General features: G+C 53.1%; 15 protein-coding genes. 9 read left to right on the top strand and 6 right to left on the bottom strand.

All coding sequences use genetic code 11. The annotated features are described in order from the left end of the window. Window positions 1-4: 4 nt before the first annotated feature. Window positions 5-841: a transporter substrate-binding domain-containing protein gene (locus tag PsWM33_RS24675; RefSeq protein ID WP_063296161.1), complete on the bottom strand. Its 837-nt coding sequence runs from the start codon at window positions 839-841 to the stop codon at window positions 5-7. Window positions 842-967: 126 nt separating this feature from the next. Here PsWM33_RS24675 and PsWM33_RS24670 point away from each other — a divergent pair, with 126 nt between their 5' ends. The 9 genes from PsWM33_RS24670 (at window position 968) to PsWM33_RS24630 (ending at window position 8,980) form a co-directional block, all read left to right on the top strand. After that, on the top strand, window positions 968-1,903 hold the full coding sequence (locus PsWM33_RS24670; RefSeq protein WP_063301982.1) for a LysR substrate-binding domain-containing protein: 936 nt from the start codon (window positions 968-970) through the stop codon (window positions 1,901-1,903). A 642-nt stretch (window positions 1,904-2,545) separates the two neighbouring features. Further along, window positions 2,546-3,478, top strand: coding sequence for a LysR family transcriptional regulator (locus PsWM33_RS24665; RefSeq protein ID WP_063301981.1), 933 nt, complete (start codon window positions 2,546-2,548; stop codon window positions 3,476-3,478). Between the two features lie 184 nt (window positions 3,479-3,662). Next, window positions 3,663-4,361: a glutathione S-transferase family protein gene (locus PsWM33_RS24660; protein WP_063301980.1), complete on the top strand. Its 699-nt coding sequence runs from the start codon at window positions 3,663-3,665 to the stop codon at window positions 4,359-4,361. A 414-nt stretch (window positions 4,362-4,775) separates the two neighbouring features. Continuing rightward, a complete protein-coding gene (locus PsWM33_RS24655; protein ID WP_063301979.1) occupies window positions 4,776-5,426 on the top strand; it encodes a hypothetical protein in 651 nt (216 codons plus the stop codon). Further along, window positions 5,407-5,841 (top strand): acyl-CoA thioesterase, encoded by a 435-nt coding sequence (locus tag PsWM33_RS24650; protein ID WP_063301978.1) that lies wholly within the window; start codon window positions 5,407-5,409, stop codon window positions 5,839-5,841. Before PsWM33_RS24655 ends, PsWM33_RS24650 begins: the two co-directional genes overlap by 20 nt. Before the next feature lie 32 nt (window positions 5,842-5,873). Beyond that, a complete protein-coding gene (locus tag PsWM33_RS24645) occupies window positions 5,874-7,070 on the top strand; it encodes an acyl-CoA dehydrogenase family protein (RefSeq protein ID WP_063301977.1) in 1,197 nt (398 codons plus the stop codon). Window positions 7,071-7,131: 61 nt separating this feature from the next. Then, window positions 7,132-7,680, top strand: a complete 549-nt coding sequence (locus PsWM33_RS24640; RefSeq protein WP_063301976.1) for a hypothetical protein — start codon at window positions 7,132-7,134, stop codon at window positions 7,678-7,680. Continuing rightward, window positions 7,677-8,348 carry a M23 family metallopeptidase gene (locus PsWM33_RS24635; protein ID WP_063301975.1) on the top strand — a complete coding sequence of 224 codons (672 nt, stop codon included), beginning with the start codon at window positions 7,677-7,679 and terminating at the stop codon, window positions 8,346-8,348. The genes PsWM33_RS24640 and PsWM33_RS24635 overlap by 4 nt, the downstream gene beginning before the upstream one ends. A gap of 80 nt (window positions 8,349-8,428) precedes the next feature. Next, on the top strand, window positions 8,429-8,980 hold the full coding sequence (locus PsWM33_RS24630) for a gamma-glutamylcyclotransferase (RefSeq protein ID WP_063301974.1): 552 nt from the start codon (window positions 8,429-8,431) through the stop codon (window positions 8,978-8,980). 38 nt (window positions 8,981-9,018) lie between these two features. Here the strand turns inward: PsWM33_RS24630 and PsWM33_RS24625 are convergent, their stop codons facing one another. The 5 genes from PsWM33_RS24625 to tsaA are packed head-to-tail and all read right to left on the bottom strand — an operon-like array spanning window position 9,019 to window position 14,482. Beyond that, window positions 9,019-10,518 carry an ABC transporter ATP-binding protein gene (locus PsWM33_RS24625; protein ID WP_063301973.1) on the bottom strand — a complete coding sequence of 500 codons (1,500 nt, stop codon included), beginning with the start codon at window positions 10,516-10,518 and terminating at the stop codon, window positions 9,019-9,021. Further along, window positions 10,505-11,389 (bottom strand): ABC transporter permease, encoded by an 885-nt coding sequence (locus PsWM33_RS24620; RefSeq protein ID WP_208994737.1) that lies wholly within the window; start codon window positions 11,387-11,389, stop codon window positions 10,505-10,507. Before PsWM33_RS24620 ends, PsWM33_RS24625 begins: the two co-directional genes overlap by 14 nt. Then, window positions 11,355-12,413, bottom strand: a complete 1,059-nt coding sequence (locus tag PsWM33_RS24615) for an ABC transporter permease (protein WP_244276742.1) — start codon at window positions 12,411-12,413, stop codon at window positions 11,355-11,357. The genes PsWM33_RS24620 and PsWM33_RS24615 overlap by 35 nt, the downstream gene beginning before the upstream one ends. Beyond that, a complete protein-coding gene (locus PsWM33_RS24610) occupies window positions 12,406-13,968 on the bottom strand; it encodes an ABC transporter substrate-binding protein (protein WP_063301971.1) in 1,563 nt (520 codons plus the stop codon). Before PsWM33_RS24610 ends, PsWM33_RS24615 begins: the two co-directional genes overlap by 8 nt. Window positions 13,969-14,023: 55 nt before the next feature. Then, window positions 14,024-14,482 carry a tRNA (N6-threonylcarbamoyladenosine(37)-N6)-methyltransferase TrmO gene (gene tsaA / locus PsWM33_RS24605; protein WP_063301970.1) on the bottom strand — a complete coding sequence of 153 codons (459 nt, stop codon included), beginning with the start codon at window positions 14,480-14,482 and terminating at the stop codon, window positions 14,024-14,026. Window positions 14,483-14,703 lie beyond the last annotated feature (221 nt).

Here is a 14,703-nt window from a genome sequence, read left to right as displayed (position 1 = left end):
GATCTTACTTTACGCTCACGAGGTCCGCGCCGTGCCATTTCACGGAGAGCTTGGTCAAAGTGCCGTCACTCTTCATGTCCTCAACAATGGAAGCCAGCTTGTCGCTGAGCTCCTTGTCGCCTTTATCAATCGCAATCGCCAGCGGCTCATAAAAGATCGGATCACCCAGCTGTTTGATCGGCAGGCCCTTCTTCATCGCCTGCTGAATAACAGGAACGGACTGCGCCAATGCGTCAAGACGCACGCCATCGCCCAGGGACAGCTCGTCAAACTCGTTGATATCGCTGTAAAGTTTGATTTCACCCGGCGTCACAGCGTATTCGAACGCTGGTGCGCCGACCGCATCAATCTCAAGCTTGTGCTCCAGGTACTTGTGGTAGGTGGACGAGCCCACAACGCCGATCACCTTGCCGTCCAGATCCTTAAGCGATGTTGCCTTGGAGTTTTTGTGAACCGCAAAAGCTGCCGGGGTGTAGTAGTACACGGCAGGGAAATCCAGCACTTGTGCGCGGGCTTTTGTTGGGGTCATGGACCCGACAACCATATGCCATCTGCCAGACCAGCGGCCCGCAGTCATGATTTCCCAACCCGGCGTTACAAACTGCACCTCAACACCAAGACGCTTTGCGATCTCTTTGGAAACGTCAATGTCAAAGCCCTGCAGTTGGTTGTCGTCTCCCATAAACGCGTTCGGGCGATAATCTGAGTTAGAGCCTACGAGCAACGTCTTGCTCTTCATGATCGCATCCAGAGCCTCTCCCGCCTGTGCGCTCATGCCAACAACGCTTGCAGAGACAAATAATGCAGCCCCCAAGATAGCTTTTCCGGTATTTTTAAACATCCCAACCCCCCAAATTCGTCATTATGACGGATATTTCTCAAAGTTTTGGGCAGTTTATAAGTACGGGTCAGAGCAAGACAAATCAGTCTGATTGATCCATGTATAGAAAAACTCTATACATCACTCATGGCTATCTCTCGACGTTTCGTCCCCACCCTTCAGGAATTACGCGCACTCGCTGCGGTTGCACGGCACAAATCCATCTCCGCTGCCGCAAGGGAACTGAACGTCTCACAACCTACTATATCCTATCATATCAAACAGTTAGAAGAGCGTTGGGACGTCAAACTGTTCCGTATGAACGGCCGCAATCTGGAGCAGACGGAGCTGGTTCAGGATATCCTTTCGGAAGTCTCAGCAATCAACAATGGTATAGAGAACCTCTCATACCTCCTCGCCAGCCAGACCGCACGAAAGCAGCTCACAATTGGCATTGCGCCCTCTCTCGCCTCCATTATGCTGGTGCCGCGTCTGGCCCAGTTCTCCGCTTTGCACCCGCACGTGGCGATCCGGATCAGTGCAGCCAATCGCTTCGTTGATTTTGCGGAAGAAAAGCTCGATGTGGCGCTGCGCTTGCTGCCCAAGCCTGAGGGCGATCTCGGCGCGTCCCCACTTATTCCCCTGCCGCAAGAGCGGATGCGTGTGGTGTGCTCACCAAACTACCTGAAGACCATCGCAGGAGAGCCTCTAGCACCGCATTCAGCGCCAGTTGAGCTCTTTGCCAAAGCTGATTTCATTCATGAAGACGACGCCTTCCACTGGCAGAAGTATCTGGAAGCCAGTTGGCCCGACTTTTCCGGCCAGATGGTGCAGCAGCTCACCTTCAACAACACGGATCTTATCCTGCAAAGCGCTATTGCCGGACGTGGCTTTGCTATTCTCAGAGACCTCTATGTCATAGATGCATTGAATGCAGGCACGCTTGTAGAGCCGTTTGCTGAGACGCTCCCTTGCCAGCGTGCTTTTCAGTTTGTCTTGCCAGAAACATCTATCCCCTCAGCCCCGGTTTGGGATTTCATCAATTGGCTGAGCAACGAGATGACTCAGATGCAAATTCGCTAAGCAACTTGCCCCCAAAACCAACTGGATAAGATAGTCAAGCTGACACTCATGCTCCCGACACATTGTCAGCTCGCCCTCACGGTTCCCGTCAATGTGCCAAGGAAGTAATCATCTTTTGCCCCATCTGCTCAAAACATCGTCAAGCAAACAAAATTCTAACTCTAAGTGATTATCAATAATTCACTTTAGAACTATACAATATTAATTGATTATGTATTGTCATATCAAATAAATATAATTCCTATATTCATGAAAACAAATTCTCACATCAATAAATATAACAAAATTAAAATCACTAAACCAAACCACGGAAACAAACTACTTATATGATGACGAGCAATCAAATTATTCATCGAACCCTCAAAATAATTTACTTATCGCGGCGGAATCAAACATCGCTATCACAAGGATTTCAGGAGCGCAGCGTCCGGCCCGGCAACATGACCGGACATGCATCTCTCAGAAGGACAGGCCTTCGAAAGTAGACTTGGTCTGACTGCAGAGATATCGTAGGGTGATAGCAGGGCATACCCGTTAACCGGGTGCCAGCACACTAGCCCAAAGCCAACGGCTGAGCATAGTTATTGTCCTTTTCAGAGCCGAATACGTTCAAGAAACTCTTTTCTTATTGGAAGGAAAAGGATGGACATTCATCAACTCAAAACCTTCGTGACGGTCGCGCGCGAAGGCAGCATAACCAAAGCTTCAGAATTGCTCTTTCGCAGTCAGCCAGCTGTCAGTGCGCATATCAAAAATATGGAAGAGACATTGGGATTAACGCTCTTTCAACGCACACCGCGTGGAATGGCTGTTACACCCGACGGGCAACGCCTCCTCACGGAAGCACATCAATTGCTGGATCGGCACCAGAAATTTCTGGAAGAAGCATCCCGCTTGCGCGGCAGTCTTGCCGGTAGCCTGACCCTCGGCGCTGGCCGCAACTCCAGCACAGGCGTTGTGAGCAATCTGCTTGCGGCTATGTCTCAGGAGTTCCCCGAGGTTGAAGTTGAGCTGCAACACCGCCCCTCTGTGAAGGTGCTGGAAGGCATTCGCAATGGCAGCCTCGATGCCGGATTTTACACGGAAACAGGTGAGGATGACGCCGGACTGTCTACCTTGGAGATCTCCAATTTCTGCGTTTATCTCGCAGCCCCTGCGGATCTTGTGCCCGTTGCGGCTGAGGTGAACTGGAAGGCACTTGAAAGCGTGCCGTGGATCTACCCAAGTGGCGACTCCTGTTGCGGGCGTGTTGCAAGGGACCTTCTGGACACGCACGGCATCAGACCCAAACGGGTGATCAATGTGGATGACGAGGGGGTTACACGGGCCTTAATTGCCAGCGGTGTTGGTATCGGGCTCGTTCATGCCAACTCAACCAACCCTCAAGAGAACCAGGGTGATATCGTCTTGCTCTCTCAGGTGCAAAAATCAGCCCGCGTGTTGTTTGCGCACCTGTCCTGTCGGATAGAAGACCCGGTGATTGCAGCAGTTCGCTCCATTTTGGCGACAGACAACTGCACGAGCCTCTCGTTTGAAGACGACCGAACACTTGGGGCGGCGCTGATCGCCTCCTGACACTTTCAAAAAAACCAGATTTGCAAGACTCCAGCTCAGCCATGAGCTGGAGTCCGCTGCATCCTGCTTTCCAGTTGGGCGGATGGCTGCTCTGTCCAGTTGGCGTTAAAGACAAAAACAATCCGGAATACTGAGGAACTTTTTAACACAAACCCATTGTTTTATTCTCATCGGGAGAAGCCATATGCAAAGACTTCTTTACAGCCTCAGCGGAGCCTCAGGGCAGCACTACTCCCCGCATGTCTGGAAAATTATGATGTCCCTGAAGCACAAAGGGCTCGATTTTGAACTGAAGCCCGTTTCCTTTGGCGACATTTCTAAAATTGAAGATGGATCCTTCACCAGCGTTCCGGTTCTCAACGACCAAGGCACTCTTTTAGGCGACAGTTTTGAGATCGCCGAATATTTGGAAGAGACCTATCAGGATGCGCCTAGCCTGTTTGATGGCCCTGGTGGTCTCCAGCTTTCCCACTTTGTGGAAAGCTACTGCAAAACCGTCCTCCACCCGACATTGGCGGTGATTGCCGTGATGGATATGTACAACATCATGAGCGATGCCGACCGCGCCTACTTCCGGCCTGCCCGCGAAAAACGGTTCGGAAAATCGCTCGAAGATGTCTACGCAGGGCGAGACACCGAACTGAGCACCTTGCCGGAGAAGTTGAACCCTGTGCGCGACCTGCTCACCAACCAGGATTGGTTCGGCGGTGAGAGAGCGATGCATGCAGATTATGTTCTGTTCGGGACCTTGCAGTGGTGCAAAGTGTGCTGCCCAGATCCAATTCTTGCTCCGAGTGACCCCGTCAATTTGTGGTTCGAACGCATGTTGGATCTTCATGATTACATGGGTCGCAAAGCTGTGAGCGAAGCTGTCGCGGCCTAGCGCCACAGATATTTCACGCAGCTCCAAATAACTAACCCCTTCAGAAGGCATCGCAAATTTTGCGGTGCCTTCTTTTTAGGCAAGCCCCTGTATTATCAATAATTTACAAGCAATAACTTCCGCTGAGGCATTCCTCATCTATCCTGAGGGAAGCCATCAGTTTTTTCAGCTTGTTCAAAGCAAACCTTTCCGGCTCCATAGGGTCACACGAAAAAATATTACTGGACGCGAGGAACTAAAATTCACCTCAAACCCGGCAGGGCAAACGGAGATTCATTCGAGTCTGCGCGTGCTCCCGCTCTGCCATGCATAAGAACAACGACAAGCCACGCAGTTTGTCAGGGGGTGCGCCTCGCGCAAATCCTGCATCGGCATTTTTCAGTCTTTCTTCCCAAGTGAAGGATCAGAGAATTTATGGATGCACATATTGAAGCCTCGGACTATTTGGCCAAAGGAACAGCCCCACTGTCCTTTGATTGGGTCCGGCAAGTTCACACCTTGGGGCCGACTGGAACGAACTGCGAAAGGGCAGCTCTGACCTGGGTCAAGCGCCATTGCCAGAACGCCGAGGTCTTTCTTCACCCAACCATGGAAATTGCAGCGGAAGCCGTTGCCAAATGCCGCAAATCCGTTCTGTTGAGTGTCGTCGCCTACCCACATCTCCATTCGATTATTTATGAGCACATCGGCCAACTGAAATTGATGGACGTGTTCATCATGAACACCGACAACATGGTGCTGGCCTCATCTACCGGCAAAACGCCCGCCCTTTGCGCAACACATCCGGCGCCGGAAAAACTGATTCCGGCATCTATTGAGCGCAAATACGTCACCAGCAATGCGCAAGCCGCAGCTGTGTGCGCCAAAGGCGAGGCTGATGGCTGCATCACCACGCTGTGCTCCGCCAACGAGTTTTCACTGACTGTCCTGACAAAGCACGGCCCCGTGCCTATGGGCTTCACCATTCACGGCCCATTGCAGGCCGCAACACATACCCAGCCTTCATTCACCAATGATTTTCAAAACCCCAACAGGAGGGAATTTCATGACACAGAAAGCTTATGAAACACCAATCGACATCCGCTACCGCGATACAGATTCAATGGGCCATGTGAGCAGCCCGATCTACTATGATTACATGCAGTCCGCCTACCTGGAATACATGCATGACCTGCTCAAGCTGCCTAAGTCTGAAAAGCTGCCGCACATCATGGTGAAGACCTCCTGTGACTACGTTTCTCAGGCTCTTTACGGCGACCATCTGGTTGTGCTGAGCCGCGTGACAAAGTTTGGCGGCAAGAGCTTTGAGATGCAGCATGAAATGCGTCTTGGTGATGCAGATGGCCGTGTGGTTGCCAATGCAGCTTCCACTCACGTGATGTTTGATTACGAAAAGCAGGCGACCTATCCGGTGCCGGATGAGTTCAAGACTGCGGTTGCAGCTCTGCAAGAACCGATCGCAATGCACGAGCCAGCTTAAGATCCGTCACTTTTGAAATCTGGAGATCTCTGATGGATCTACAATGGAATGAACGTCAACAGGCTCTGCGAGCAAAGTATGCTCAAATTGGCAGCCAGATTGACCACTCAGAGCTTCATGCTGGCAAGCAGGCATTTGATCAGGACACATGGGACCGGCTTTTAGAAGCCGGTCTCTGGAAGATCATCGTCCCGGCAGAATATGGCGGCGCAGGCACAGACTGGTGGGACTTTACCGCTGCTCTGGAAGGTCTTGCATGTTCCGTACGTACGCCGGGTATTCTGCTTTCTGTCATAGCACAGGCAGGCATGGTTCATGCACTCAACCTGTTCGGCACGGAAGCGCAGAAGAAGGATTATCTTGGCCGTATCCTCAAAGGAAAGCTGAGCGCGACTGCAATTGCGGATCCTGATACAGGCACCGATGTACGCTCCACCTCTTCTGTACTGACACCGGGACCAAATGAGACTTTCATGCTCAATGGTGCCAAATACAACATTGCCCATGCCCCCGTGGCGGATTTCACGCTTGTCGTGTGTAAGCTGGATGGCCACGCTCGTGATGGCATCTCGCTCATCCTGCTGGATGCAGGCACTAAGGGCCTGGAAGTTGGCGACTACGACCAGAAGCTCGGCAATCTGGATTTGCCAACAGGGCCGATGAAGTTCACCAACATCCCACTGCATTACGGCGACTTGCTTGGCATTCCCGGCAAGGGCCTGCGCAACCTGATTACTTTCGTCTCTCTCGGCAGGCTGTATTACGGCCTGGTATCTGCATGGATGATTGAGCCGATGCTGAAGGAAGCGATGCGCTACGCTCAGGAGCGTCAGACCTTCGAAGTGCCGGTGCTGGAGTTCCAGTACGTGCAGAAGAAGCTCACCGACATGCGCATCTCCGCAGAATCCGCCAAGTGGACGGCCTATGGCGCACTCCAGCAGCTTCTGTCCGGTGCGCCGGAAGCCGGCATGACCTGCTCCATTGCCAAGCTGGTTGGGGCTGAAGCGATCACCAGTGGTGCGATTGACCTGCTCAAGCTCTACGGCACCAAAGGCTATCACCAAGGCGAGGTTTCGACCTTCCTGCGCGATGCACTGGCGTTTTGCGCTGTGGGCGGCACTGAAGAAATGCACCGCCGCAACATCATCAGCCAGATGAAACGGCTGGAGGCGAAAGCGGCAAAAGAAGCAGCGCCCGTGCGCGAAGAACGCTTGCTTGAAACAGCATGATTTGATGCAGGCCCCGATATTGCCGGGGCTTTGCACTCTTTTGCATTTACAGGAGACTTTTATGGAATTCGCCAAAGTCGCATTAGCGGCCACTCTTCTGGCAGCAACAACCGCCGCTCCCACTCTGGCAAAGAATGGTGTTGAGCGTGTGCCAACCAAGATCGATTGGCAAGCAGCCAAAACCGCTGCAAAGCAATCACTCGCGCGGGACCCGGCCGCCGTGGAGAAGTTCGTCGCGGCCACCAATGGCAAGCTCAACTATATTGAGCTGCCTGTCCTGATTTTCGGCAATGATGCGAAGATGGAGACACCACAGTTCGGAAGCCAGAACTCATCCTATGCTGCGTTTTACACTCTGGAAGGCGCGCAGATCAGCATTCTCGGTTCTCATAGTGTGCTGACCGGGACGGAAGATCTCACCGAGCATCATAAGGCAACAGCGCATGAGTCCATCGGCAACGGGGCAGACTACAATCTGAACCGTTACGGGGCGCATTACACAATCCGCCTGACTTGCGATAACCCGATCAAAGACACGCGCTGCCGTAAGCCTGATTTTCTTCAAAGCGTCGTTCAGACCCTCCTTGTTGTGAATGGAGCAAACCAATGATGCGATTTATCTATCTCTGTCTGGCCCTGACCTTTGGCTTCTCCGCTCACGCAGATGACAGCTCCCGTTTTATGCAGCCGGGTGACCTGATTGCAGACACCGGAAAAGGTGTTGCAAGCCATGCCATTTTCTTTCCGAACATGCGGTTTCCCGTGGAATCCGGCCCAGCCTATGCCAACTCTCACGCCTATGCACCGGGTGGTTTCAAAGCTGACGGCGGGTCCGAGTGTGATCCGGTGAACTATTCCTACCCATGGCGCGATAACTTCTGCGAGTTCCGCAGGGCTGATCTGCCAGTTTGCGCCTCAGGTGGCCATCAGGGGCAAGATATTCGTCCGGCATCATGCGAAGCCAGCAAGCACTGGGCTGTTGCAGCAGAAGACGGCATTGTTGCTCATGTAGGTCGTTTTGGTGTGACCATCCAGAGCGCCACCGGCACGCTGTATCGCTATGTGCATCTGGACATGGGCACCCTTCAGGTGAAGCCGATGGACAAGATCGTCAGAGGCAACCGCATCGGCAAGATCTCCAACAACTGGCTTGGCCCGTTGCCAATCCATCTGCATTTCGACGCAAAAGACACGGTGATGCTGAACGGCGAACCTAAGTCGGTTTTCCTACCGCCTTACACCAGTCTCGTGGCGTCCTATCAACTGATTATGGATTGATCAGCTAAAGCTCGATCGCAAAGGGCGCCTTTCACGGTGCCCTTTTTGCTTTCCAATGGTCTCCTGAAAAGGGAAAAGAAATGAAAGATATTCTTTGGGTCTTTGGCTACGGCTCACTCATCTGGCACCCCGGCTTTGAACCCGTTGAGCAAGTACCCGCTCGTCTTGATGGTTGGAAACGCCGGTTCTGCCTGTGCTCCCTGCGCTACCGTGGCACCTTCGACAAACACGGTCTGGTTTTGGCACTGGATGCAGTACCTGATGCGTATTGCAGCGGCGTTGCTTTGGGCATTCCCCGCGATGGGCAGGAGAAGGTGCTGGAAGATCTACGCAAACGAGAGCTGTTTAATCCGGCGTATAGAGAAATCATCACCACGCTTAAATTGCAGGATGGACGCGAGATTGAGGCGCTCACTTATGTGGTCAACCGCGAGCATGAGCAATACGGTCAGTTCAACGCCGAAGAGCAAGCGCAGATCATCGCGACCGCTGCCGGTGAGCGAGGCCCGAACTGTGACTACCTCTGGAACACCGCAGACCACCTGACAGAACTCGGCATCGCCGATCCGGATCTGGATTGGCTCTCGGACCGCGTGCGTTCAATTCGGTCAAGTGAAGCAGCCCCAGCCTAAGCAAACCAGCACGTTGCCAAAACGTGCTGGCCCTTTTTTCAGCTCGCAGCGTTTGTTTCCGGGGCTTGGTTGCAAATGAGTTCGCCCTGCTCCAAATGACAGACCTTGTCTGCCAGCGAACGGGCGGCGGCGTGATCGTGGGTGAAAAGCACCAGAGCCATCTTCTTGTTGCGCATCACACTGCGCAGGATTTCCAGCACCTGACTGCGGGCCTGCATGTCCAGAGCTGAGGTCGGTTCATCAGCTACCAGACACTGAGGCCGTATTGCCAGCGCCCGTGCAATCACCAGTCTTTGTGCTTCACCGCCGGAGAGCTTTCTGGTTTTGCGGCGCAGGAAGTCTGAATCCGTCGGCAACCCAACCCGCTCCAGCAGCCGCGTGAGTTCAGACTGATCCCCACCAGACAACATCAGTGCTTCTTTGAGGACCTCATAGACCGTAAAATGACAGGCCATTGCTCGGTGCGGGTGTTGTGGTATTAGCGCCACCACGGATTTGGCCCGTCCACTCTCATTCTGCCAATAAACGAAACCATCCTGCACAGTTTCATAGCCGCTCAACAACCTTGCAAGCGTGGTTTTGCCGCTTCCGCTTCCCCCCAATATCGCGAGACACCGGCCCGCCGGCACAAATGCTGAAATGTTGGAGAGCAAGGCTCTCCCTTCAAAGCTGTGATGCAGTTTATCAAGGGTCAATCCATGACCACTACGTGCCTCCAACTCCGGATACCCCCCTTCTCCACTTGCCAGAATCGGGGCCGAGTTATGCGCGTTTCGCCTCAGTTTCAGCAATTGCTGGGTGTAGATGCTACGCGGTCTGTCGAGCACCTCTTCAGCTGTCCCGATCTCAGTCAATCTGCCTTTGCGCAGCACAGCCACATGGCTTGCCAGGCGGCGTGCCAGTTCAATGTCATGCGTGATCAGCATTTGGCAGCGGTCCTCACTCCCGGCCTGAAACGAGCGAATAGCGATTTCCCGATTGAAACTGTCCAACGCGGCAGTCGGTTCGTCCATGATCAAAAATTCAGGCGAGTTTGCCAGCGCAAGCACCGTCAGCACACGTTGAATTTCGCCGCCGCTCAGAGCCGAGGGGTAACGATGTAAAAGACGCTCTGGAATATTCCCTCTGGCACATTCCTCAAGTGCATCCCGCTCATAAAGCCCATGTGCCTGCAGCATCTCCTGCACATGTTGCAGAACGGTCAAATGAGGGTTCAATGCATCCGACAGCGCTTGTACGATCAAGCCTGCAGAACATCCCCGCATGCCTTGCAATTGTGCGCGTGATGAACGCAGGACATTCATGTCTCCCAGCCAGGCCTCTCCATTCCAGCTGAAATGACTGGAAGCCAATGGCTGTTCATCCGCTGCCAGCCTGCGCCCTTGAATGAGACCCATAAGAGAGCGGGCGAGGCTCGTCTTGCCACCGCCGGGTTCTCCAATGAACGCCAGAGTTTGCCCTTTGTGGATCTCAAAAGAGACGTCCTCAAGCAGAGGTTGGCGACCATAGTAAAGATTAAGCTGCTCAACGCGGATCATGATGTTCCTTTCCGCTGAGGCTGCCGTTTGACATGTAGCCTTCACCAATAATCAAAATGCCAACGAGAAACAGAGAAAGTGCACCCGCTGGCGGAAGCAGGAGCCAGAGCCATGCCTCCGTATAAAGATAGTCCATTGAATCCTGTATCATACTGCCCCAGGTCAGCAGCCTTGGATCAGTCAGACCCAGGAACCCGAAACCTGCAGTTTTGAGGGCTGCCTGCCGTACATTTTGCAAAAACAAACCAACGATTGCGGGCCAGATCGCAGGCAGGATGTGGTGGCGCAGACAATATCTGCGACTGGCCCCCATGCGCCGCGCAAAATGCACGTTCTCGCGGGTTAGCTCCCTCAGTAAAATCGGCAGTGCAACGCGCACATCTTCATGCCAGCCAGTCAGCGACAAAAGCACCACAAGCCCAAGGAACCCAGGCTGTATCCAGGCTGCTAATAACAGCAGCAACAGGATGGACGGGATCACCTGCAGCACGTCCACCAGTCGCAAGACTGCGCTGCGAATGCGCGGCCCGCCAAACGCAGCCAGACTGGATGCAGCCAGTGCCAACACCAGAGCTGCGGTGGCCGTAATGAGTGAAAGAAACACCGTGATGGGAGCGGCTCTTACAAGGCCAACAAAGACATCCTGCCCGATCCCATTTGTACCAAGCCAATGCTGCATGCTCGGAGCCTGCAAGACATCGGGGCTTGTTTTGTATTGGGGTAAACTCTCTGACAAAGCAAAGCCTGCCATAACCAGCACACCCGCAGCAGCAATCGCTCCCCGTGAGATAAAGCTAGTACTTTGCGTGATAGGTGACCAATAACCAAGCATAAGATCACCCTCTACGCGCCAGGCTTGTTGCGACTGCATCAATGATCCAGTTCAGCAGCAGAACCAAACCAGCCATAACGATAACCGCCCCCTGCAACAAAATGTAGTCACGATCCAAAATCGCATTGTAAATTAAGTGCCCTGTTCCGGGATAGGAGAACACAATCTCAACGAACAGGACGGCACCAAACAAACCAGTCAGCGCATCACTCATCCGTGCCAGAAAAACCGGAAACAGGCTTCTCCCGTAATAAGCCGTGCGCAGGCGCCAGCCTTTGATGCCACGACCGCATGCATTGAGAATGAAAGGCCGCTGAGACAGCGTGATCGCCTCTCCCCGTGCCAAAAAATAGAACCGCGATATTTCGTGCAGCGACAGTGCCAGCACAGGCAACACAGCGTGGTGGGCAATATCAAAATCCCGCTGCAAAGGGTTGCTGCTTGGAAAAAAAGGCTCGGATCCACCGGAAGGCAATACGGGCCACAAAATGCCGAAAGCAAGCAGCAATAGCACGGCAGAGGTGAATGGCGGAATGCTGGCTACAACCATCACGACACCAGTCGCAATCCTGTCAAAGAAAGCCCCTGGTGCCTTGCCAGCTTCAATACCTCCGGCAGCGCCTACAAAAAGAAAGATCGGCGCAGCGCAGGAGATCAGAAGCAAGGTCCATGGAATAGACGCTCTGAGCAGTTCCGAAACAGGTGCAGCATGTGGAACTGAGTATCCCAGATCACCCCTGATAAGATCCCAAAGGTAAACGCCAAGCTGCTGCGGCCAATCACCCACCAAGCCGAACTGAGCGCGGAGCTCAGCACTCTCAGCACCGTTGAGGTTGCGTGAGAGATCAGAGGAAAGAAACACCTCAACAGGATCCCCTGGAAGCATTCGTGGGAGAAAGAACACCAGCAAAACCAGCAGTGCAAACACCAGGAGGCGAACGCCAAGGCCAGACAGCATGTTTAAAATAATCGGAGGTACCACAAGAACGGCCTGCCTGTTTTTGGTTGTCTCGTGCCAGCCACCCGGAGGCGGCTGACAATGGGTGTCCAGCTGATCAATCAACCAGATAGGATTTATGCAGTGCTGAAGGCACGCCTATCGCCACTCCCCCTGGCATAAACTGGAGGGAGGAAAGCTTGTCATTGTAGGCAGTCACCATATGAGGGTTTGCGATGGCGTAGGCAGGAAGCTCCTGAGAATAAACCTCTTGAAATTTATCCAGAATTTCCTGCCGTTCCTTCAAGGTGGTCGCAACAGACTGCGCTATCACAAGCGCCTTCAGCTCTTGGCCGTCATAACCATCACTCGCCCACTTGCTTCCAAAAACACGGCGCATAATTCCATTCGGATCGCCAAGAGTACCGGAGGAGTAAAGGGCCAGATCATAATTGCCCTCAGACAGACTGTCCTGAAGCGCGGCTCGCTCTAAAATGCGAACCTCCAGCTCTATGCCAAACGTCTCAAGCTGCTCTGCAAGGACTTTCGCTGTTTTGCTCTCACGTCTGCTGGCAAGAAGGCGCAATGCAACCTGCTCTCCGTCACGGGACCACAGCCCATCTTCTCCTCGATCCCAGCCTTTGGAGATCAGAAGATCGGAAGATCGTTGAGGATTAAAGGAATACTCTGAATGCTTCTCCTGAGAATGCCAGGGCGACTCCTCCTGTATGAAGCCAGTATCTGCCACCTCTGCCGTTTTTTGGAAAACTGTTTGGATGATGGCAGTCCGGTCAATTGCATAAGCAATCGCATGGCGAAGTGACTTGTCGTTAAAGCGTCCGCTATGGTTGAAGCCAAGCCGCAGGGAATGGTGGCTATACGCCTTGGCAACATTCAGACCAATCGCCTCGGCCTGTTCCAAACGATCAGGAGGCAAGTAGGAAATCACGTCGATCTCCCCAGCATGAGCCGCCCGCAACGCCGCATCTGTCGCCATCTTCACAATCGCAATGCGTTTGAATTTCGGCTTGCCCAGATAATAATCCGTATTCCCTTCCAGCACATAGCGCCCTTGCGCCTTACTGTACTCAACAAGGCGGTAAGGCCCACTGCCAATAACGGCATCCGGCTCCGCAAAACGCTGTGGTTCCACCACGCCCTGATAGACGTGTTTTGGCAGGACTGGCATGGAAAGCAGGAGCCCGTTCAGCAACCCGGCATCAGGCTTTTTGAGAGAGATCTTAAGGTGACCAGGGGAGACAACCTCGGCTTCTCTCACATTATCGACGGAGACAAAGACGTAAGGATGCTCCTTCATATAACTGAAGGTGAAAGCTGCATCTGCCGCTGTAACCTGCTGCCCATCATGCCAGGATGCCCGCAGGTCCAGATACACATCACAGGTCAAACCATCCTTAGAAACAGTCCAGTGCCGTGCCAGAGCCGGGACCAGCTCACCGTCTTTCGATTGGCTTAACAGACTATCAAAAACATATGTGGTGTAGAGATAAGCAATACCGTTTCTGCCATGAACATAAGGCGCCAGCATCCCGCGGTCTCCGCGGGCATCGGTTATAACAAGCTGGTTTATGGGACCAGCAATCCCTGCAGCAATTGTCAGCAGCAGAGCCGCGACAGCTGCGATTGCAACGCGCACAAGGGGTTGATGAAAGATGTGCATGTCTCAGACTTTCTGAGCGGGACGCACGGCAACATGCGCATCCTCAGGTTCCGGATCATGGCTGCCACGCAATTTGCGCAGTTGGCTGGTGGTCTTCTATAGGGACATAGGGTTTGAGATCCAGAATTGGCGTGCCATCGATGCAATCCAATCCACTCACTGTCAAAACGTTGCCGTCCCGTCTGATTAATTCAACCGAGCTCAAACCAATCGGGTTCGGGCGGTTGGGTGAACGGCTGGCAAAAACACCACGCGCCGCTTCCTCTCCACGGGCGCGCCGAACAAGCGCGGTTCCGTCAGAGTGGTGCAGCCAGTACATCACCCAGAGATGAGAGGCCATCGTGATGTTCAAAAGCGCATCCGCATAAGGAGAGGCAATTTCCAGTTGGCTCTGGGCAGGGTTGCGACGACTGGATTTCGGGCATTCGCTCGTTTCTGAGAAGCCTGAGCGCACAAAGCCAATCGGGTTCATGATGATGCCTGAAGACACCGTGGTTTCCTGCTGATTATTCATTTGTGAAGCCGTAATAGGTTGCAAAATTAAACACTTAACGTCTCCAAAGCCAAAATCTACCTCAACTACAGATCGATACTTGGAGACGATATCCGAGTAAATTCGATTTATCGAATGGAGCACCTCAGTTTTTCTGAGGTCTCCCTGATCAGCATATTCGAAAATGCTGAGGCTATGCCTCTGATAAATCGATTGGATTATTGGCAAGCGCAAAAATCATA

It is taken from the genome of Pseudovibrio sp. WM33 (genome assembly GCF_001623165.1).
Classification (GTDB): domain Bacteria; phylum Pseudomonadota; class Alphaproteobacteria; order Rhizobiales; family Stappiaceae; genus Pseudovibrio.
Note: the sequence above shows the minus strand (reverse complement) of the source record. Positions and strands in the feature narration are given on the sequence as shown.

Excerpts from the sequence above, each read along its gene's own strand:
- PsWM33_RS24660 (WP_063301980.1), top strand. The coding sequence starts at position 3,663 with ATGCAAAGACTTCTTTACAGCCTCAGCGGAGCCTCAGGGCAGCACTAC.
- PsWM33_RS24625 (WP_063301973.1), bottom strand. The coding sequence starts at position 10,518 with ATGATCCGCGTTGAGCAGCTTAATCTTTACTATGGTCGCCAACCTCTG.
- PsWM33_RS24630 (WP_063301974.1), top strand. The coding sequence starts at position 8,429 with ATGAAAGATATTCTTTGGGTCTTTGGCTACGGCTCACTCATCTGGCAC.
- PsWM33_RS24655 (WP_063301979.1), top strand. The coding sequence starts at position 4,776 with ATGGATGCACATATTGAAGCCTCGGACTATTTGGCCAAAGGAACAGCC.
- PsWM33_RS24670 (WP_063301982.1), top strand. The coding sequence starts at position 968 with ATGGCTATCTCTCGACGTTTCGTCCCCACCCTTCAGGAATTACGCGCA.
- PsWM33_RS24645 (WP_063301977.1), top strand. The coding sequence starts at position 5,874 with ATGGATCTACAATGGAATGAACGTCAACAGGCTCTGCGAGCAAAGTAT.
- PsWM33_RS24620 (WP_208994737.1), bottom strand. The coding sequence starts at position 11,389 with ATGCAGTCGCAACAAGCCTGGCGCGTAGAGGGTGATCTTATGCTTGGT.
- PsWM33_RS24610 (WP_063301971.1), bottom strand. The coding sequence starts at position 13,968 with ATGCACATCTTTCATCAACCCCTTGTGCGCGTTGCAATCGCAGCTGTC.
- tsaA (WP_063301970.1), bottom strand. The coding sequence starts at position 14,482 with ATGAATAATCAGCAGGAAACCACGGTGTCTTCAGGCATCATCATGAAC.
- PsWM33_RS24650 (WP_063301978.1), top strand. The coding sequence starts at position 5,407 with ATGACACAGAAAGCTTATGAAACACCAATCGACATCCGCTACCGCGAT.
- PsWM33_RS24635 (WP_063301975.1), top strand. The coding sequence starts at position 7,677 with ATGATGCGATTTATCTATCTCTGTCTGGCCCTGACCTTTGGCTTCTCC.
- PsWM33_RS24640 (WP_063301976.1), top strand. The coding sequence starts at position 7,132 with ATGGAATTCGCCAAAGTCGCATTAGCGGCCACTCTTCTGGCAGCAACA.
- PsWM33_RS24665 (WP_063301981.1), top strand. The coding sequence starts at position 2,546 with ATGGACATTCATCAACTCAAAACCTTCGTGACGGTCGCGCGCGAAGGC.
- PsWM33_RS24675 (WP_063296161.1), bottom strand. The coding sequence starts at position 841 with ATGTTTAAAAATACCGGAAAAGCTATCTTGGGGGCTGCATTATTTGTC.